The organism is Pseudohongiella sp. O18 (assembly GCF_021729085.1).
Taxonomy (GTDB): domain Bacteria; phylum Pseudomonadota; class Gammaproteobacteria; order Pseudomonadales; family Pseudohongiellaceae; genus Pseudohongiella.
Map to the genome: position 1 here is coordinate 1,089,510 of NZ_JAJSAR010000001.1, position 20,471 is coordinate 1,109,980.

General features: G+C 56.1%; 13 protein-coding genes. 7 read left to right on the forward strand and 6 right to left on the reverse strand.

All coding sequences use genetic code 11. The features are described 5' to 3' along the window. Nucleotides 1-51 precede the first annotated feature (51 nt). From LVD14_RS04855 to LVD14_RS04875, 5 genes are all read left to right on the forward strand, one after another. A complete protein-coding gene (locus LVD14_RS04855) occupies nt 52-507 on the forward strand; it encodes a PleD family two-component system response regulator (protein WP_237132907.1) in 456 nt (151 codons plus the stop codon). After that, nucleotides 507-2,513, forward strand: coding sequence for a response regulator (locus LVD14_RS04860; RefSeq protein ID WP_237132908.1), 2,007 nt, complete (start codon nt 507-509; stop codon nt 2,511-2,513). Before LVD14_RS04855 ends, LVD14_RS04860 begins: the two co-directional genes overlap by 1 nt. A gap of 91 nt (nt 2,514-2,604) precedes the next feature. Continuing rightward, entirely contained in the window at nt 2,605-3,117 is a 513-nt protein-coding gene (locus LVD14_RS04865; protein WP_237132909.1) for a hypothetical protein, read from the forward strand. Continuing rightward, a complete protein-coding gene (locus LVD14_RS04870) occupies nt 3,098-4,027 on the forward strand; it encodes a glycosyltransferase family 2 protein (protein ID WP_237132910.1) in 930 nt (309 codons plus the stop codon). Before LVD14_RS04865 ends, LVD14_RS04870 begins: the two co-directional genes overlap by 20 nt. Continuing rightward, nucleotides 4,020-4,991: a glycosyltransferase family 2 protein gene (locus tag LVD14_RS04875; protein WP_237132911.1), complete on the forward strand. Its 972-nt coding sequence runs from the start codon at nt 4,020-4,022 to the stop codon at nt 4,989-4,991. The genes LVD14_RS04870 and LVD14_RS04875 overlap by 8 nt, the downstream gene beginning before the upstream one ends. 1 nt (nt 4,992) lies before the next feature. Here LVD14_RS04875 and LVD14_RS04880 read toward each other — a convergent pair whose 3' ends face one another. From LVD14_RS04880 to lptM, 6 genes are all read right to left on the reverse strand, one after another. After that, a complete protein-coding gene (locus LVD14_RS04880) occupies nt 4,993-5,853 on the reverse strand; it encodes a phytanoyl-CoA dioxygenase family protein (RefSeq protein WP_237132912.1) in 861 nt (286 codons plus the stop codon). A 34-nt stretch (nt 5,854-5,887) separates the two neighbouring features. Continuing rightward, nucleotides 5,888-10,117: a glycosyltransferase gene (locus LVD14_RS04885; RefSeq protein WP_237132913.1), complete on the reverse strand. Its 4,230-nt coding sequence runs from the start codon at nt 10,115-10,117 to the stop codon at nt 5,888-5,890. A gap of 283 nt (nt 10,118-10,400) precedes the next feature. After that, on the reverse strand, nt 10,401-11,090 hold the full coding sequence (locus LVD14_RS04890; RefSeq protein WP_237132914.1) for a DUF484 family protein: 690 nt from the start codon (nt 11,088-11,090) through the stop codon (nt 10,401-10,403). Nucleotides 11,091-11,123: 33 nt separating this feature from the next. Next, a complete protein-coding gene (dapF, locus tag LVD14_RS04895) occupies nt 11,124-11,984 on the reverse strand; it encodes a diaminopimelate epimerase (protein WP_237133415.1) in 861 nt (286 codons plus the stop codon). Between the two features lie 120 nt (nt 11,985-12,104). Then, the gene (gene lysA, locus LVD14_RS04900) at nt 12,105-13,361 is read right to left on the reverse strand and encodes a diaminopimelate decarboxylase (protein ID WP_237132915.1); all 1,257 of its coding nucleotides are present in this window, start codon (nt 13,359-13,361) and stop codon (nt 12,105-12,107) included. Then, nucleotides 13,321-13,512 carry an LPS translocon maturation chaperone LptM gene (gene lptM / locus LVD14_RS04905; RefSeq protein WP_317622675.1) on the reverse strand — a complete coding sequence of 64 codons (192 nt, stop codon included), beginning with the start codon at nt 13,510-13,512 and terminating at the stop codon, nt 13,321-13,323. The genes lysA and lptM overlap by 41 nt, the downstream gene beginning before the upstream one ends. A gap of 228 nt (nt 13,513-13,740) precedes the next feature. Here lptM and LVD14_RS04910 point away from each other — a divergent pair, with 228 nt between their 5' ends. Further along, nucleotides 13,741-14,466, forward strand: a complete 726-nt coding sequence (locus LVD14_RS04910) for a response regulator (protein WP_237132916.1) — start codon at nt 13,741-13,743, stop codon at nt 14,464-14,466. After that, nucleotides 14,463-20,087 (forward strand): GMC family oxidoreductase N-terminal domain-containing protein, encoded by a 5,625-nt coding sequence (locus tag LVD14_RS04915; RefSeq protein ID WP_237132917.1) that lies wholly within the window; start codon nt 14,463-14,465, stop codon nt 20,085-20,087. Before LVD14_RS04910 ends, LVD14_RS04915 begins: the two co-directional genes overlap by 4 nt. Nucleotides 20,088-20,471: the final 384 nt, after the last annotated feature.

Consider the following 20,471-nt stretch of genomic DNA (forward strand, 5'->3'; position numbering starts at 1 on the left):
AAAACATTGAGGAGAAGTGTCACGTACAGAAGCGCGATCAGGGAGGATCGGATGAACCAGCAAAGCAGGGTGGCAGACGGGTATCAACAGCAACGGGAAGGGGCGCCGGCGCAGGCGGCTGAGCCTCTGAAGATACTGCTGGCCGAGTCAGCGGGTGCCACCCGCCAGCGCATGCAGCAGGTGCTGAGAGGCCACGATTATCATGTCACCTGTGTGGAGGATGGCTTTGAAGTGTTGTGTCGATTGCCAGAACTTCGGCCCGATATTCTGATGATGTCCTGTGCGCTGCCACGTCTCAGTGGCGCGCAGGTGTGTACATTGCTACGCCAGTCACCCGACTTTTCGGGGCTGCGTATCGTGCTGCTGTCCGAGCAGCCAAATTTCCTGGATTCCGTCAATGCAGAGCGCGTGGCTGCGGATGGCTGCCTGCCCAAGCCGTTTCGCAGCAGTGAGCTGAGCGCTGTGCTGAGTGGATTGGCGGGCAGAGCAGAGGCGGCCGTACTGTAGTGTCGCTGATACTGCTTATTGACGACAATCAGCATACGCGTTTGACCACCACCGAGTTGTTGCAGGCACAGGGTTGGGCGGTGGTCGCGGCAGATACCCTGCAGGCTGCCAGGCGACTGCTGGTTACTGCCGGACGCACGCCCCAGCTGCCCGATCTGTGCCTGGTAGAGCTGGTGCTTCGCAGGGGTAACGGCTTCACGGCAGGAGCCTTGCTCGCCAGGCACTGGCGAGACCGGATTAATGCCGTGCCAACGTTGCTGGTCAGTGATCGGCTGCAATCTGCGGATGTGGCCTGGGCGCGAGCGCGTGGCATGTACGGTGTTGTTTCCCGCTGTAGCGGGCCCCGGGGGATGGTCAGACAGATCAGCCAGTATCTGCAGGGACAGCCCGAATCCAAGACCCACGACCTGGTTGCCGATACGCAAAAATGCGATGCTGAATCAGGGCCGGGTGGCGCTGATGATTGTGTCGCGGCACTGGCAACGCTGATCCTTGCATCATTGCGGCAATTGCTGGCTCAGGCCATGCAGATACCACCCGAAAGAGACAAACCGATCGCAGAGTGGCGACAGGCGGCGATGACGTCATTGCAAGGGATCTGGCATTGCTGGTGTTTCCTGCCAAAAGCTGTCTCTTTCGGACAACAAGGGCGGGTGAATGAGCTGCACCTTGCCGACGCCAGAGCGCTTTGTGGCATGGTGCTAGAGGCAGTTGAAACACTGGCCTCGTTTGTTAATTGTCGCCAGTCCTGTGACTGGATGGGTCCACGGCAACGTTGCAAGGCAGCACTGGCGGAGCAGCTGGAGCTCTGTCGCGAAAGGAACAACGACGGTCAGCAAAACGCTTCACTGACTCACGCGGCGCGGGCCGCACTTGGCTTGCACGCAGTGGGAGTGGCCAATACTCGAGGCTGGCTGCTGCAGGTACTGAAAATGCTCTACTTTCCCAACGTAAGGAGTGCGTCCACCTGGCAAAGATTGTCAGCCGCACTTCAGACAACTGGCATATTTGCGCCGCTTGACGGGGCAGTGCAGGACTCCGCGGATCTTCTTTCCTCTGCGGATATTGCAGAGCGACTGCAGCAACATGTGTCCAGCATGCTGACAGAGTCCCGGGCGCAGCTACCTGCCCGGGCTGAGCAGGCCGAATTCTGGTACAAATTGTCCGCGCTGATGAGAATGCAGGAAAGACAGCCCGTGCTTTTGATTGTGATGGCAGACAGCTGGTACCGACAAACAGCGCTCACCCGACATACGATGAAATCTGGCTTTACTGACTCATTACGCTGCTTTCAGTCACTGCTTGATCCCGGCTTATCCGAGATTGAGAAAATTGACCAGGCTTTGACTGTCGTCAGGCGTAGCCTCGCCAGTACAGGCGCTGAGCTCGCCCTGAGCCAGAGCGAGCAGCTGGAACTTGCATCGAACCTGTACTGGCTACCGCATTCCCGGGATTGGGCGGCAGGCTTGAGTGCGGAGCAGGCGGACCTGGATCTGTTTGTCGAAGAACTGGGGCGTGAGCTTAACACCGTCTGCGAGGCGGCTGCCCGACTTGAGATTGCTCCACTGGGGTCGTTAAGTCTTGTGTTATTACAATTCTACCGGGCAATCCAGTTGCAGCCTGCTCTGTTAAATCAGACGACTATTCGCCGTCCGCTGATCATTGCCCAGCATCAACTGTGCAAAATGCTGGATCGGGTCGCCGCGTGGCAACAGGCCGATCCCGTTGGTCGTCTGGTGGAGCGTCTCTATCGTCTTCTGGAGCCGGGCGCAACAGATTCGATCAATCCGTGTGCATCTGGCGGGCAATCGGCGACGTATTCAGTGCACGAGTCTGAACCCCGGGCGGCGCAGGGCTGGGCCGAGTTGGACGCAGGCAATCAGCGCCTGTGGCGATTGTTGAACAGCTCTGCCGACTCAGCCGGCCTGAAGCCTGTTTTGCTGGAACTGCTGAAAATGCAGCGCGACACAATCAAGCGCCATCTTGCCTATCAGCCGCCCGGCTAAGTGGCTATAATGCGGCCTTCGTCTGCAGAGTCGATTAAGGCCATCAGGGTGCATTGGCGGTAAGGTTGCGTTTGCAAGAGGCAGTAAACAGGTGAGAGCGTTAGGTTATATCTGGGGAATCGGCGGCATCGTGCTGCTGCTGTCATTTGCGATTGTCCGCCTGGGCGGTGTTGCGCTTGAGCTTGATCCGGGTGCCTTGCAGCCGCAGCACTGGGCAGTCATGCTGGCCTGGCTGATTTATATGATCTGGGCAGAGGGCTACAAAGGATTTCACAAGGCTTTTGCGCCTCGTGTGGTAGTACGCGCCAACTATCTGGCTGATAACCCCCGTATCTCGCATTTGCTGCTGGCACCGTTATTCTGCATGGGCTATATCCATGCCACGGCGCGCCGACGCCTGCTGTCAGTGGGATTGACCACCATGATAATCAGTTTCGTTCTGCTGGTTCGCCTGCTGCCACAGCCCTGGCGTGGTATCGTTGACGTCGGCGTGGTGGCAGGCCTGGTTGTGGGTGTGCTGTCGATTTTCTATTACGTTCTGCAACTGAGACAGAGTGGCGCGGCCAGTCTGCCGGTGGCTACCGATGTCCCCATCCAGGCCTGATCAGAACGCCCAACGTCTGACACCATCGCAGTGCTGCGCGATTATTGTCACCTGGCAACCTCAGATAACCGACCTTGTTGCCCTACTGGAATCGCTGAGTGCCCAGGGCTGTGCCAGCATAGTCATTGATAACGGTTCAGCCAATGCCGAGGCCCTGACCCAGGCGCTGCATCCAATGCGGGATGACGTCACCCTGCTGTCCTGGTCTGAAAACCGGGGCCTTGCCGCCGGCATGAACGCTGGCATATTGCAGGCCCGCGCGCAGGGCTATCGATTCGTATTTTTGTTTGATCAGGACAGCTGCATCGGCGGCCGATTTTGTCAGTCTATGCTGGCGGCCTGGGGACAGGCCGTCAAACTGGGGTATCCGGTAGCAGCAATCGGACCACGTCTCCAGGACCCTCAAAGTGGTCGCAAAACGCCGTTCAAGTGCTTCCGCCTGTTGGCGCGCAACGATATACCCGCAGCGCCCGGGCTGTTCGCAACTGATTTCCTGATTTCTTCAGGTACACTTCTGCCATTGTCTGAACTGTCACGCATAGGCCTGATGAAGGAAAGTTACTTCATAGACAATATTGATCTGGAGTGGTGTTTCAGGGCGCGCTCGCTGGGCTACGCCCTCTACGGAACTGATCGGACCGTGCTGTTTCACCGGATCGGTGAGGACAGTCAAAATCCGCTGGTCGCGGCAGGAATCATGGTGTCACACAGTCCGCTGCGCAGCTATTACTCCACGCGCAATCGCCTGCATCTGCGCCGCCAGTCGTACGCCCCGAGAGACTGGAAGGTGCGCGACCTGATCAGGTTTGCCATCAAAACAAGCTGGCTGCTGATATTCAATCGCCGACGGCGCGAATATCTGCAACAGATCCGCCGCGGCATCAAGGATGCGGGAGATTTGCGTGACTGACACTCAGGCGGCCACTCAACTACCGCTCATCGTTATTGTGCTCCCGGTATACAACGGTGCCCGCTGGCTGGGTGAACAGCTTGATTCCATCATCGCACAGACCCACGGCCGCTGGCTGTTGCTGCTGCGTGATGACGGCTCAACGGATAATTCCAATGATCTTATTGCACAGTATGCCCTGGTGGACAGTGAACGCATAAAAGTGACTCAAGATGATCGTGGTAATCTCGGCGCTGCGGCATCATTTTCACTGTTAATGGAGAAGGCACTGACAATTGTCGAGTCAACGCCGGAACCGGCTTACGTGGCGCTGGCAGATCAGGATGATGTCTGGGCGCCGGAAAAGCTTGCCGTGTGTCTGCAGCGCATGCAGACGGAGGAGCAACTGGCCGCCGCGACCAGTGCAGAACGAGAAACGCCCGTGTTGATCCACAGTGATCTGCGAGTTGTCGACAGCGCTGGCCAGGTGCTGGCCGAGTCACTGTTGAACTACCAGGGGCTGGATGCAGATCGGCACGACTTTTCCGCACAATTGCTGAGCAATACGGTCACTGGTTGCACAGCCTTGCTGAATAGAGCCCTTTTGCGCCAGGCCCTTCCTGTGCCGACTGGGGCGATGATGCACGATTGGTGGCTGTCCCTGGTAGCCAGCAGGTTTGGTCGTCTGCGCTGCGTTGATCGGGTGCTGGTTGATTACCGGCAGCACGGTGCCAATACAATTGGCGCCAGGCAGCACACTCCAGGCAGTCTCAGCTGGAAGACATTTCTCAAGCTGTTCCAGTTGCGCAAATCAGCTCAGGCGCAGGCCCTTTTCGAAGGCAGCGCAGCACAGGCACTGGCCTTTGAGCAGCGGTTTGCAGATCAACTGAATGAGGCAGACAGGACCTTGTTGAAACAGGTACAGCGAATGCCCGATCTTGGTCTCTGGCGGCAGCGCTTGATGTTTCGTCAGTTGCGCCGCTGATTCACCCCAGCTTTCGGCGCAGCCAATTGCGCAGTCTGTTCACATTGTTCTGCAGTGCTGGCGTATCTTCGGCGCTCTGCTGGCTTACTGGCGGGCGCATTACCCATTCACCAGGCTTGATCCATTCCGGATTGCGAAATGCCAGTTTGCCTGGCTTGCTGTGCATCGGCGTATAGTATTTGCAGTTGTCGAAGAAATAGTGCGTTACCTGAGAGTGTCGGGTGCGCCGATGATCGTTCTGTTTGGAGCCACCATGCAGAAGATTGGCGTGCCAGATCAATGCATGCCCTTTGGGCATATAGCCGTATGCTGGCTCAACACCCAGTGACTCCAGATGTTTTGCGATAAAAGCCTCGTACTGCGGGTAGTTGTGATAACCAGGCTCCAGACCGGCATCTTCCATGGTAATTTCTGACAGCTTGTGAGTGCCGGGATAATACTTCAGAGGCCCGTTGTCCTCGTCTATATCTTCCAGGGCGACCCACACGCCCGCCATGTAGCCGGACGGCAGGCTGTTGAAATGAATGGTGTCAGAATGGGTTGCCTGCTGAGTGCCAACCGGAAAGTTCAGAGTCTGGAACGGTAGTGGTTTTCTACCAAAAAGCTGTTCCAGGGCGCTGAGCACATTGGCGTTGGTCGCAAGCTCGTGGGATGGCTTCACGAACTTCCAGGCATCCTGTATGCGGGCACCAAAAGCCGGAGCCTGCAGGTGTTCAGGGTTATAGTATGGATGCAGTGTCTCGATCAGTTCATCAATCTGCTGTTGCGTAAAACCGAAATCAACGATGACATAACCATCATCATTGAATTTCTGAATCTGCTCTTGTGTCAGATACCCGGCCTGTTCTGAGACGGACGACATAAGCCTAACCTCTTATCATTATTGTGTTGTCAATTCAGCGCGTCTGCGAATGTCCCTGCAGTCGCCTTTCGATATTCTGTAGTCGCTGCTGCATGCGTTTGCCGATAGCAATGGCAGAGAATTCGCTGATGATTGTCTGTCTGGCCCTGGCTCCCAATGCGGCTACCCGCGCAGGGTTCTGTGCCAGGTCGCGCATCTCGTCTGCAGCATGGCTGATGTCAGGCTCAGCCCAATGCTGGTGCGCTTCGTAGGGGCCGTAATCCTTGCCGAGTGTTTTCAGTTCGTAGCGAATGGCCACGCAATTGTCATTGCGCATGTATTCGGTATTGCCAGACCAGCCTGTCAGCAGAGCTACCTTGCCCATGAACATGGCTTCAGCCGGTCCCAGCCCAAAACCTTCGGCGTGATGCAGTGAGACATAACAATCACTGCAGTTGATCAGCGAATCAATCTGCGCACGATCGAGATGTGAGTCGATAAGAATAATATTCTGATAGTCAGCGATACACTCTTTCAACACTTTGATGCTTGCCGCATCGGCATTGTTTATCTTTATTACCAACTGTACCGCCATGTCATCAGCTGCGAATGCCTGCTGAAACGCGCGTATCGAACCGAAGGGGTTTTTTCGTTTGGCAATACTGTGTGTATCAAACATGCTGATAAACACAAACGCGTCTTCTTTGATGCCAAACCACTCGCGCTGATACTGACAGGCCCCTGTCATGTCTACGTCGATCACGTGAGGTATAGTGACAACTGGCACAGGTGATTTGACTGCGACTGCCTGATTGACATAACTGGAGGGGACCCAGACCTCATCGACTATCTCAAAACTGGGCAACCACCGGTCAGGAAACTCTGGCATTTCCCATGCCCAGAAACCGATGTTGTAGCGGCCAGCGCTGCTTGTACTCTTGAGATCACCCATGACGGTTGGCAGATGGTCGGCATTAATGTGCCAGAGATTGATTGCAAACCTGCTGCGTTCGATCTCCAGTTTTTGCCAGCGCAGGTTGTCCATGCGCGATGGATTTCCGCGCTCGTAGTTGATGATGCCAAACGGTATGCCAGATGCATGCAAAGCCGATGCGTTGCCCCGGGAGGCTTCTCCGACGCCCATGCTTGCACGAATGTAGGCGATCAGGTTGACACCAAAATCTGGCTCACTGCGGGTGCTGGATTGCCTGATGAGAAGGCTGCTCTGATGTTCAGTCAAACTGCTCAGTGTGCAGTCTTCACGGGTCAACGACAACGCAGGATTGTAGTAAGGGTCACCGCCTTTAAAGCGATGTCCCCAACGTTCCCACATGGTGCGTTCATCCTGCCCGATGGGGTTGGTTTTGCGGCTGACACTTTCGTGATGAATCAGTTCGCTGTGCGGTGTCCAGACATTGCGCTTGCCAGCTTCCAGGCAGCGCAGACACAGATCAATATCGTTTCCAACAATTGCCAGATTTTCATCGAACTGTCCCAGTGACATGAACAGTTCGCGTCGAATCATCAGGCATGCGCCGGTGTTTGCAGATACCTCGCGCACGCACTGATCCAGGTGCTGGTATATGCCCCGACCTGGCAGCTGTTTGTGAAACAGGTGGCGTGCGCCGCCACCGTGATCGACCAGAAACACGCCAGCGTGCTGCAGAGTTCCGTTTGGGTAGAGCAGGCGTGCGCCAACCGTGCCGACATCAGACCTGATGGCGTGTCGTACAAGTTGTGTCAGCCATTGCGGGTGCATGACTTCAATGTCGTCATTCAGGAATAGCAGTATTTCACCCGAGCTATTGGCAACGCCGATATTGTTCAGTCGCGACCAATTAAAAGGCTCATTGCACTCAATCACCCTGGCGCCCTGGTCATGGGCAAACTGGATACCTTCCCGGTGTTCGCCGCGACCGTTATCGAGGATGATGATCTCGAAATCCTGATAGTCCGTGCTTGCAAGCGTTTCGAGGCAGGGTCGCAGATAGGTCAACTTGCCTGTGGTGGGAATGATGATCGAAACGCGTGGAAAATTGACTGGCAGTGGGGCGTACGTCTGGGCGGAGTCTACGGCCGGTAGAGTTTCCTTTGCTGGCTCACTCCACAACACTTCAGCTACGCGTACAGTGTTGGTCAGCGTTAATTCCGGCGCTACTTCCAATAGAAGCTGGTGGCGCCAGTCTGCTGCGTTCAGGTCTTCTACTGCCTTGGTGCTCAGCGCCTGCTGTGCCAACCGGCTGTCGATGGCGTAAGTCGCACCGATATAGTCCTGGCTGCGCAACAGATCAGGTGCCCATGACCATGTAAACCATGGATTCTGTCGGTAATCGCCAGCGAGTTCGTCATGATCTGTGTAAAGCAGCCTGGTATCAGGAAGCGCCCGGGTAGAAATTCGCGCGACGTAATCCTGGTTGAGCAAGGTACCTGGTTTCAGCAGAACCACCATGGTCGGACAGCTTTCAAGTGCAGCCAGCAGCGTGGGGTGAGTTTCTGTATTTTTTTCAGCAATGTTCGCCAGTATGTCCACTGACGTTGGTTCGCCCACAATATGAAGGTGCCAGCCGGCGTCTGACTGCTGTTTAAGTGACAGGAGTGTTGCCAGTGACTCGCTGGACGGGCGGTTGTCAATTTCGCTGGCCAACATCACAAAGCATGTGGTGCCAGGTAACCCTCTATCAGGGTGGTCTGCCTCTGACTGCTGATCGCTGGCGTTTGCAGAATGAGCCTGCAACCAGCGCATGTACAGGTGTTGAGGGTTCTGCACAACAAACTGCTGCTGCAGCTGTCGCGTGTTGCCAGCCTTGTCTACGATGCTGACAATCAATTCATGGGGGCCTGGTGACAGATTCGCAATCGGGACCAATGTAGCGAATCCAGTACGCTGGGCGTCTTCAGCAGTTCCATGCTGGCGAATCGCGGGTGACTCCGCATGCTGCCAGTCGACCAAAACCTCAACAGATTGCAGGCCATCCGGCGCCCAGGCCCAGGCCTGCAAGGTCAAATCTGAGCTGAATACCCGGCGTTCCAGAGTCGGTTGCAGTATGCCTGCCTCAATCGGGCCCTGATACACAGTCTGCTCGCGCTCACCCGTTTGCTGGAGGTGCGACGGACTGTCTGATGACAGGGCGACTGATGTAGAACCGTTCCTGGTCGCGGGCTTTAACTGACTGTTCAAGCGATTAACGAAAGGCCCGATCACTCGATTGAGACGGTTGCGCATATAACGATAGGGACCGGTCACGCGCCAGGAAAATGAATTGAGTATTTCGCGTACGCCCTGGTCCAGTTGTTCATGAGCCAGGTTCAGTTCAATATGGGCTGACTGCAGCATGGCATACTGCTGCTCTGTGTCATTGAGGCGAGTCTGTGTCTGCTGCAGGCGAGCTTCAGTCTCGGCAAGCTCTTCGCTGAGCGCATGAGTTTTACTCTGCAGTGAGTCGATCTGTCGCTCATGAACGGACTGGATGTTGTGTGCGGCCTTCAGCTCGGTGTGCAATTGCTGGACGGTCACAGACTGATCCAGCAAACCCATGACTGCGTTGATTTCGGCACCTGACCAGCGCAACCGCCACTTATCCAGCACCTGCGCGCGCGCATCGGCCATCGGATGCCCCGCCTGGTAGCGGGCGTTGTGCTGTTCCAGCATGGTCTGCGAATCACCGCCCTCGCGGTAAAACGCCCCAACATGCTCGGTCAGGCAGAAATCCGTGTGTTCGGCACATTGCAGCCAGAAATCCCAGTCTTCATAGACTGCCAGGCTGGTATCGAAGTACACGCCATGCTCCAGCAATCGGCGATTAAACAATGCGGCATGAATCGGGATGAAGTTGTCGCGGCGCAGCACAGTCCGATCAAAACCCACCGCAATCACGTCGTCACTCAGCTGACCATCCGCGCTGGCCTTACGGGTGGCGCTGTAGACGACCTGGCACTCGGGATGCTTTGCAGCCGCTGTGAGCAGCTTTTCTATGTGAGAGTCCGCGATCCAGTCATCATCATCGAGAAACAGCAGGTAGTCACCGGTTGCATGATCAAGTCCGACGTTGGCGGCTTCGGGCCGATCAAGTGGCTTGCCGAGATTGACCAGCTTCAGTGTGACATGGTCTTTCAGCGGTACAGGGCAGGCGAGACCGTGACCAGAGGCATCAATGAGTACCAGCTCCAACGCCTGCCAGCTTTGTCGATTGACGGATTCGAGCGCCTCTGCCAAAGAGCTGCGTCCCACAGTGCGGCATAAGATGGAAACGAGCGGGGGTCGGGCTTTTGCGTTGGTGTCGGTCATTCGGAGGGCGGCTTGCCTGTGAGTGGTCAAGGATCGAATTGTACCGGCTTACAAGGCGCCGCGTGAAGCCAAAAACCCCCTCTGAGGGAAAAATTCCCATAAAAAACACCCCCGGCAGGGCCGGGGGTCAACAACAGCCGGCTGTGGGGGGAAGCCCGGTACGTGGCTTCACCTGCAGGGGCTCCGGCTGTGAGCTTCGGAGGTCTCCTGCAGTTATAACGTTTGTTAACGGTGATTATTCCCGTCAATTACAAAGCTGGCGCACCGAGGTGCCTGAGCGTGACTACTTGCGGGGCGTAGTTCGCTGCAACCGGTCGATCAGGGATGCCAGTACCTCGCGAATGAAGTCCAGGAACAACGTGTCCAGCTCATCGCTGAAATAGTCCTGGGCGTGATTGCCGATCACCAGCACAGCCAGCAGGCTGTTGTGGTGGATAACCGGGCACAACGCCACAGAGCGGATCGTCGCGCTGGCTTCAGGGAATAAAAACTGACTTCCGGACTTGTCTATGACCTGAGTGATGACACTGCGGCTGCGCATTGCAGCCGGGAACCGGTTCTGTAAATCGGCAGCTGCCTGTCTTTCGTCCAGCACGATTAACCGACAGGCATCAATGCCTGGCTGAGTCATCAGATTGGATTCAGTGACATGTGTCAACTGCGAAAGGGTATCTTCTTCAAGCAGGCTCAGGATGAGGTGACGAGTGACACTGAACAGCTGGTCATTGTAGCGGGCGTTTTCCAGCAGCGAGTTCAGCGTATGTCGCGATTCGATGCTGCGCTCACGAAGTATCTTTACCTGGCGTTCGAGCAGGGAGATGGCTTTGCCGCTCTCGTGAGGTACTGTCATCTCCGCCAGCAGGCCGTCACGGTCGGTGAAAAAATCAGGATTCTCGCGAAGGTAGCTGGCGACGTCATCCGCAGAAATTGCCAGATTGTTTTTTTTCTTGGCCTGAACGCTATCAACCGTCATGAGCAAGTTCCTGTCATTGCCTGTTTTTGATGTCTATTTATCGCCGGGTGATGCTGGCGCCAAAGGTGTTTCGATTGAGATGCTGCCTTCATAAACAGTTTCGGCTGGCCCGGTCATCAACACTGAACTGTCGCCACCCTGCCATTCGATTGTCAACTCACCTCCGGTCAGCAGGGCTTTTGTACTATGGTCCAGCAATCCGGCCTGAATGCCACAAACGACGGCGGCGCATGCGCCCGTGCCACACGCTTCTGTTTCGCCCGCACCTCGTTCAAAAACACGTAAGCGGATGGTGTTGCGGTCGATGATCTGCATGAATCCCACATTCACCCCCTGGGGGAAGGCAGGGTGTGAGCACAGGGTTTTTCCCAGCGTTCCAACAGGTGCCTGTTCGCAGTTGTCGGTTAGCAGTACGATATGTGGATTGCCCATAGAGACCGCGAAGAAACGGGCCGATACGGTTGCCTCTCCGGAAACGGGCGCCACATCAAGAGAATATTCGTCTGCCTGTTCTGCCGTAAACGGCAGCGCTGCCGGGTCAAAATCCGGTCGTCCCATGTCCACCTGTACCAGGTCACCGTCTTTGAGGTGCAGTTCCAGTAGCCGGTTTTTGGTTTGCACGCGCACCGGCGCCCTGGCAATGAGACCGCGGTCAAGGACATAGCGGGCAAAACATCGCGCGCCGTTGCCACAATGTTCGACTTCGCTGCCATCCGAGTTGAAGATGCGGTATGTGAAGTCCGCGTCCGGACGTTTGGGAGCGTCGATCACCAGTAGCTGATCGAAACCGATGCCGCGGTGGCGGTCGCCCAGCCGCCGAATCTGCTCCGTATCCAGCGAAACAGGATTGGAGATCATGTCGAGCACAACAAAGTCATTACCGAGGCCGTGCATTTTAGTGAACGGCAGACGGTTGGCATGGCCCGTGTCGGGCTGCCTTCGTCGTTGTCCGGCAGCATCACGATTGCGTGGTGAGCGGCGGCGGTTTTTTTTCGGTTGACGGGTACTCATTGCTTATTCCGGCAATAGACTTTCCAGCTTCAACTGGTCTTCAAGAGTTTCGCGTTGACGGACCAGGTGAACCTGGCTGCCATCGACCATTACTTCCGGCGCTCGATTCCGCGTGTTGTAATTGGAGCTCATCACAAATCCGTAAGCGCCTGCCGAGCGCACGGCCAGCAGGTCACCAGCGGCGATATTGAGCTCCCTGTTTTTGCCAAGAAAATCGCCAGATTCACAAACAGGACCGACCACGTCATAAATATGTTGCTCACGCGCATCGTGTGGTCGTCGGTCGACGCTGACAATGTCTTGCCAGGCCCCATAAAGTGAGGGCCGCAACAGGTCGTTCATGGCGCCATCGATGATCGCAAAATGCTTGTGATCTGTGTGTTTCAGGAACTCGACCCGCGTCAGCATGATCCCGGCATTGGCTGCTATGGAACGACCTGGTTCCATGATCAGTGTCAGTTTGCGGCCTTGCAGTTTTTCCCTGACGGCGGCAATCAGTGCGCCTGGCGCGGGTGGTTGTTCGTTGTTATATGTGACACCCAGACCACCGCCAATGTCGATGTGCTCAAGATGAATCTCATGCTCCGCCAGCTGGTCAGCCAGCATCAGCACGCGGTCCAGCGCATCCAGAAATGGCGCAATCGAAGTCAATTGTGAGCCAATGTGGCAGTCCACACCTGTGATTTGTAGATGTGGCAGGCTGGCGGCCAGTTGATAGACTTTCAGGGCGCGGGCGATATCGATGCCGAACTTGTTTTCCTTCATCCCTGTGGATATATAGGGATGAGTGCCTGCGTCCACATCAGGATTGACGCGCAATGAGATGCGGGCTTCAAGGCCAAGTTGCCCTGCGACGCAATTGATGCGCTCCAGCTCCGGCTCTGACTCGACATTGAAACACAATATCCCGGCCTGTAATGCCAGTTTGATTTCGCTCTCAGTTTTGCCCAGTCCCGAGAAAATGACTTTGGCAGGATCGCCGCCAGCCTTCAGGACGCGGTTCAGTTCGCCGCCTGACACAATGTCAAAACCTGCACCGCGACGCGCCAGAACATTCAGTACGGCGAGATTGGAGTTCGCCTTCACAGCATAACAGGTGAGGTGATCCACGCCGGACAGAGCGTCCTCGTAGGCTTGCAGATTCTGCTCAAGGGCTGCGCGGGAGTATACGTAGCAAGGTGTCCCGAATTGTTCAGCAATGGCGGTCAGTGGCAAGTTTTCAGCATAAAGCTGATCGTTCTGGTAATGAAATGCTGTCATGAGATCCTGATTCGGTAATCGCTGACAAAGCGCCGTATTCGGCCACCTGTTGAGTGTCGGGACGTTGCAGCGGGCCTTTCTGGCCGCAGGCACACAGTCCCAGCAGGCAAAACACGACTGTGATCAGAAGCATTGGCACGCGCGTTCGCATGTTCAAATGACCCGGTTGAAGCTCTGTAAGCTGTAAATTTTGAACGCGATTATACAGAGGAATGCTCTGGGCAGCTAATTTCTGTACATGTCAGCTTTTGTGCTGTCAGTATCGGTATTTCTCTGGCTCACCTACCCATTTGGGTAGTCGTGTTGCTATCCCATATGTGCCAAAGTCCTGAATCTACAAATTTCCTCACAACAACGGTATGCTAGACAGGATGTAGATATGGCGGCGGCTACAGCAGCAACGACGGATGGGAGAGCGCGGGTGCGCATATTGCTGATCGACGATCATGACCTGTTTCGCGAGGGACTGAAGTACCTGCTGCCCGTGCTCGACAGCAAGGTTCAATATTTTGAGGCGGGTACGCTCGATGATGCCCTGCAGCTGAAATGCGAGGAAGGGTTTGATCTGATCCTGCTGGACTATTACATGCCTGGGGTTAATGGCATGGATGCACTGGAGAAGTGTCGTCAGACGTTTGAAAGTGCCACCCTTGTTGTAGTTTCCGGAGAGGAAGATCCGCGCATCATCCGCCAGTCAATAGAGCAGGGTGCCTCAGGGTATATACCCAAGTCATCGTCACGTGACGATCTGGTCGAAGCGCTGCGACTGGTGCTGGCCGGCGGGACCTACCTGCCCAGCCATGCCTATCGGCCTGTCAGTCCGGCAATCAGTTTTGCAGTGCAGCAGTCCGACGCGGGCAATGAGATCATGATCACCAAGCTCTCGCGCCGCCAGTTCGAAGTATTGATGAAGGCCGTGCAGGGAAAGTCGAACAAGACCATTGCCCGCGAACTGGATATCTCTGACCATACCGTCAAGGCCCACTTATCGGTTGCGTTTCGTACCCTGGGTGTCCAGAACCGCACAGAGGCCGTGTATGCGGCTGCCAAACTGGGTATCCAGCCCGGGCAGTCAATCCGCTACGAGGAGGTTGCTCAGCAGTGACGAACTGGCTTTCCGAGCCTGTCGAGACACTGCTTCTGAATAACGATTACCCCTTCGAAGACCCTGAGGCGCAGTCCCGATTCCGGCTACAAACTGATGTTCTGGTCATTGGTTCTGGCTATGGCGCGGCGATGGCAGCGCTGGCCCTGCTTGAGCCAGACAGACAGGGCAGGCGGATCTCGCAAAAGCTCTGGGTGTTTGAACGCGGCAACGAATACGTGCCGGATGACTTCCCGAAAACCATGGCCGATCTTCCCGGATTGATTGGCACTGACAGGATCAACCCTGCCGGGCTGTGGGATGTACGCGCAGGTGATGGTGTCGTGACCATTACTGGTCGTGGTATTGGCGGCACCTCACTCGTCAATGCCAACGTGGCCGCCCGGCCTGCTCCGGATGTTGTCGATCGCTGGCCGTCCAAACTCAACAGTACGCCATGGTCACAACGCCTGGCTACTCACTATCCCAAGCTTGAGAAGTTGCTGGGTGTGTCAGTGCAGCCAGATGTGGACCATTCGGTATCCTTTCGAGCTTTGCGTGGCAGCGCCGATCGGCTGGGCAGCGTGGCCGCTGCCGCACCCGTGACAATCAACTTCAGCGGACCCACTGAACACAGCGCCGATCATGAACCATGCAATCTGTGTGGCAACTGTGTCATGGGTTGCCATTCAGGTGCCAAGGGCTCACTGAATATGAATGCCTGGCCGCTGGCGAAGCAGCTGGGCGCTGCGCTGTACAGTGGTGTAACCGTAAGCAGTATTCAGCGCGGCGAAAACGGCCGATGGCTGGTTCAATGCCATGTCAGTGCTCGAGATGAGCTTGCGCTTGTAGTTGATGTTGGGCATGTCATTGTTGCTGCAGGTACGCTGGGCAGCACCGAGATCCTGAGTCGCTCGCATGATAAGCACGGGCTGGCACTGTCGTCACAGCTTGGTAAACGGTTCTCGACCAACGGTGATGCGCTGGTGTTTGCGGCCGGACAAAATGCCGTTGTCAGCCAGGATGCATCGATTCCTGGAGAGCAGCCGCCTGCCTCCCAGCCAGGACCCACCATCAGCGGCATGGCCATGATTGATCTCGCCGACCCCCAGGGCAGTGCCAGCGCAGTGACCCTGGAAGACGCTGTCATCCCCTATGCGTTGCGCGAGGTCTGGCAGGAAATGCTGGTCAGCCAACTGTTGCTACGCAGGTTTGCGGATGGCGCAGTAAGTGCCTGGCATCACAGTAATCAGGAGCATGACCCACTGGCCCGGTCAAAAGCCCTGGGAGAGCACAGTCAGGCGCTGTTGATCATGGGGCTGGACGAGAGCAATGGCGAACTGGCCTGGGAAGGTAAGCAGTTGCGACCAGTGTGGCGTCGCGATGGCAGTTCAGATTACTTCAAGCGACTGGATGAACGCTTCAGGTCAGACGAAAAAACAGTCTTCGATGGAGGACTGTTTGCGCAGAACATGGTTTCACAACCTTTGCCGCCCGGATTTGAGGGTGTCGTTGAGGGTGCCGACGAACTGGCCGGGCAATTGCTGTCTGTGCATCCCCTGGGTGGATGTGCAATGGCCGAATCCGCCGAGACAGGTGTTGTTAATGAGCTCGGTCAGGTGTTCTGCGGCGAAAGCGGTGAGGATGTTTACGAGCACCTGTACGTTCTTGATGGGGCGATCATTCCGGGTGCCATTGGAACCAATCCCCTGCTGACAATCGCAGCTGTCAGTTACGAGCTGGCCGGTCAGCTGCGAAGCATGCTGCCTGGTGATTCGGTTAGTGAAGCCGGCGAGTCATTTCCACCACTTCAGGAGGCACATCGCAAGATACCGCCGGGTGCACTCAAACATATACCTGTCCCCTCTGAGCTAAGTGTCGAAGCGGATTTCAGTGAGCGCATGGTATTGCACCTGTCGGACAGCAAGCGCTCGATGTATCCCTGGAGTCGTCCGGTGTCTGTCGGAGTCGATCAACTGAATCGGCTGTTCTCCGGGCGCCTTTCAGGCATTGACCGGCTTCCTGAGACAACCCGCGCCATGGCGCTGGATGTGGTATTCAGTTTTTCGGGTGAGCAGTCACTTGATAAATGGCTTGAGAGTCCGCGCCATCCATTGCCGGCAGCTGCCGTTCTGTCGATGGATACGGTAGGAGGCATTCTGACAACGGCTGACGCTCACCTGACTCAGGTTCTTGAGCTGAAAGGCGAGGTCAGGCTGGGTGCATTTCAGTCGGTTGGGCGCGTGAGGCAAGCGCTGCGCACGGTGTCAGCGATACTGCGATATCTGCGCTACCGGGGAATGGATTTGTGGGTGCGATTACCAAAAGGGCTGGCTCGCTGGCTGTTGCCTGCTCGCACCTGGCAGCTACGATACGGTGAGAGTGCCCAGTCCGTGCGTAAGGAAGCGTCGATGTTAAAGGAGATCCGCACGTTCTGGCGTATTGGCAGTCTTCAGGCGGAAAGGCGATACCTGGAATATGAGTTCAAATCCGCCAACGGTGTTGTTATTTCAGGGCACAAGACGCTGGCATACGGGCTGGGGCTCCCTGACCTGCTGAAAGGACTGCTGGTGTTACCGGTCACAATTTCGGCAGGCTCCCGTAGTTTGAAGGCCGCACTGGAGCTGGATGTGCAACGCATTACCAATGGCCCTTCTGTCATGCAGATAACCAGGTCACCCAATTTGCCGACATCGGTGCTGGCCATGGGCGGCTTTGCGATGTACTTCCTGCGCATGATCATGTCTACGCATTTCTGGTCTTTCGGGGCACCTTCTTACGAGCATTTCGCTGTGCGCCGACAACTGGAGATATCTGAGCGACAGGGACGATTCTACGAGCCACCTGAAGTTATCTATTATGGGAGAGGCGGTGCCGGGCGGAGCACTCCGCGAGAAAAGTATGAAAGGGCCGGGTTTCGCAATGGTAAACCCTCGCCGGTATCCCGCCTGGTACGTTACCAGCCTGGTTCTGGTGACACGGCAGGTCGGCGCAGCATTCTGCTGGTTCATGGCCTGGCTCACAGCAGCCGGGTATTCTGGACTGATACCATCGCCTGCAATTTTGTTCAGTACTTTCTCGATAACAATTACGATGTATGGATTCTCGACCACCGCGTCAGCGCCAACTATGTGCGTGAGGTCGATCCGGCGCATACCTGGGATGATATCGCCCGCAATGACATTCCATGGGCAGTAACAACGGTATTCAATCAGATAAACCGACTCTCAGTACCTGGCCAGGAACGTGGTGTCCACATTTTTTCACATTGCATTGGCGCCGGAGCGGTCGCCATGGCAGTGCTTGGCGGACATCTGAATCACGAGTACCGAAGTGCCAGTGGGGACCTGGTCAAACGCAGCATGGTAGCGTCACTTGTGCCACATGCTGTCACGCCCTGGCTCACGACATCAGGTGAGAATCGCACCCGCGCCAATCTATGGAGCCTGGTGAAAGAGTTTGACCCGATTCGCATCATCGAGCCCTTGCCGATGCGCAATCCGGCTCCGCTGGAGATGATTTACGATCGACTGGCCGCTCTCGCCGTGACTGCTGATGAGCGCCGACAGTGGTCGTCCTGGCGGGAGTATCGAGACTGGCGAGGGCCTGGCTTCGCCCGTACGATCTACACGCGCTACACCATTTTCTGGGGTCGACAGTGGCACAACGCGAACATCACCAAAGATACCCGTTACGAATTTGCCGGCATGATCGGTCCTGTGCCGATTGGTGTGATTCAGCAGGTTTACTTCTCGCTGACACGCGGATTGCTGGCGGACAACGACGGTGGCAACAGCTACGTGAAAACTGAAAACTTTGCCAGGCACTGGACCTTTCCTACTCTGTTCCTGCACGGCAACCGCAATACCGTATTTGACATGGAGTCGTCGAGGCATTCTGCAGACCAGTTGACCCGGCTGAGAATGCAGGGCAGCACCGGGCAATGGCCGGCAGGTCAATTGCGGCCGACGGATTACGCGCGACAAAAGGTGTGGATAGAGATGCTGGATGACTATGGTCACATGGACATGATATTCAGCAAAAGCGCCGCCCGTGATGTTTATCCCAGACTGCACGAGTTCTTCGTGAGCGCAGACAGGGATAACATGGAGGAGCACTATGCAAACCGCTGCCAGTCCGAGGCTTCGCTGAAGGATTTTCAAAGACGCTGTGCGAGCAACAGTCATCCATTGCCTCCCGCCACGCTGTTGACGGGGCCCATCGTTTCATCGCCGCGCAAGCGCAATGGCGGCGAGTGGCAGGTGACAATCTGGGGGGAGGCACAGGACTATACTGCGCAGTCACCCAGCGCCATGTCCGTTGTTCACGATCAGGTAGTGACTCAGTCACATCAACATCTGGATCACGAATTCTGGCGCAACAAGGTGGTTGTCAGTCAAGACCTGAAGTCGCCAATGCATCTGCGCCTGGATTATGACGGCGTTGCCAATGACAATCATGATGTGCACCGCAGGACCGCCTTGCATTGGCAGCAGTTACCCTGGTTCAGGCGCCTGCAGGAATCCTCCGGACCGGATCCGCGACCTCTGACTCTGCTGCTGGGGTCCTGTCTGTATCCCGGCATGCCTTTCGATCGGGATCTTGCCATGTCGATATTCTCCGGCATGGCGAAACACATTCCTGACCAGTCCATGCGTGGCGCAGATTCAGTACTGCTGCTGGGGGATCAGATATACGCAGATGCCACCGCCAACCTGTTCGATCCCAAAGTACCCTACGAGCGTTTCCGAAACCCTTATCGAACAGCGTTCGGACACCGGTTTACCCGGCAGCTGTTCAGCCAGATTCCAGTGTACTTTGCAGTCGACGATCACGAGTTTCGCGATAACTGGCGTGGTGACAGCGCTGAAGCTGAAATCAATTTCCAGTATTCGCGGGAAATGGCCTCACGGTTCCAGATGCACAGCGACTCGGCCTGGCAACAGACGACACCAAAGCTCTGGCATCAGTTTGAGTGCCAGGAGTATCCCTTTTTTGTATTCGATACCCGCTTTCAGCGACGACTGATTGCTAATGGCAAAACAGCGCTTCTGGATCAGGAGCAGGCGACCGCTTTCGGGCGCTGGCTGGATGACAACAGGGATGCGCCGGTGTTGTTTCTGGTAAGTGGGTCGCCACTTGCGCCACTGAGCAAGGATATTGCAGGTCATCCAGCACGCGCCAGCACGGATGACAGTCTGCTCGCATATCCTCGATTCCTGGAACAGCTGCTTGGCTTGTTGTCCACAGTGCCTGCTGAGACCCCGGTTGTCTGGCTGACAGGCGATCCGCATTTCTCCTGCTTTGCTGATGTCAATCTGTGCGCTGGTTCACAAAATCGATCAGTGGTACAGCTGTGCTGCTCTGGATTGTATGCGCCGATGCCTTTTGCCAATGCTAATATTCACAACTACGACTGGGATCAGACCGTGAGTGTCACATTGCGCCATCACGGTGTTGAGCCCGTCATCATCAGTGCACGGCAATATCTGCTGAGTCACAGCCTGCAGCATTTCATACGACTTGATCTGCAGCCCCAGAATTCAGGGTTCCGTTTGCGCATGCAGGCATTCGACGCTCAGGGTCGGCCCTGCGGCCCGGCATGGAGGACAGGAGGCGGTATTGCGGAGGTCGAACCATGAGGTTGTTTGACTACATTGCAGGCTTCTCACGTTATGACCAGGAGCTGGATCCGCGGCTGTTGAGCCTGACATTGGAGTCGCAGCGAGTTCGCGTCCACCAGTCACACAAGGCCTTATGGCTGGTGCTGGGTGCAGGGCTTGTTTATCTCTATGGTCTCTGGGACGAGGTGCCGCCAGCGTTGCTCAGTGCCTGGATAGGGCTGATCATACTGTTCGCTGTGATAAGAGTCTTTGTCTGTCGGCGCGTCGAAAGCAAGCTGCCCAATGCAAGCGTACCGACTCTCTATTACAACGAAGCCATGCTTTATGTGACCTCTGTCGCCAGCACACTGGCGGTGGGGTCCGGGTTCTGGTGGGTTGGTCTGTCCGGACCTGATCGTGCTG

Bases quoted from the DNA above. Each gene is read 5' to 3' on its own strand.
- LVD14_RS04855 (WP_237132907.1), top strand. From the start codon at position 52: ATGAACCAGCAAAGCAGGGTGGCAGACGGGTATCAACAGCAACGGGAA.
- LVD14_RS04870 (WP_237132910.1), top strand. From the start codon at position 3,098: ATGTCCCCATCCAGGCCTGATCAGAACGCCCAACGTCTGACACCATCG.
- LVD14_RS04880 (WP_237132912.1), bottom strand. From the start codon at position 5,853: ATGTCGTCCGTCTCAGAACAGGCCGGGTATCTGACACAAGAGCAGATT.
- LVD14_RS04885 (WP_237132913.1), bottom strand. From the start codon at position 10,117: ATGACCGACACCAACGCAAAAGCCCGACCCCCGCTCGTTTCCATCTTA.
- LVD14_RS04890 (WP_237132914.1), bottom strand. From the start codon at position 11,090: ATGACGGTTGATAGCGTTCAGGCCAAGAAAAAAAACAATCTGGCAATT.
- dapF (WP_237133415.1), bottom strand. From the start codon at position 11,984: ATGCACGGCCTCGGTAATGACTTTGTTGTGCTCGACATGATCTCCAAT.
- lysA (WP_237132915.1), bottom strand. From the start codon at position 13,361: ATGACAGCATTTCATTACCAGAACGATCAGCTTTATGCTGAAAACTTG.
- lptM (WP_317622675.1), bottom strand. From the start codon at position 13,512: ATGCGAACGCGCGTGCCAATGCTTCTGATCACAGTCGTGTTTTGCCTG.
- LVD14_RS04910 (WP_237132916.1), top strand. From the start codon at position 13,741: ATGGCGGCGGCTACAGCAGCAACGACGGATGGGAGAGCGCGGGTGCGC.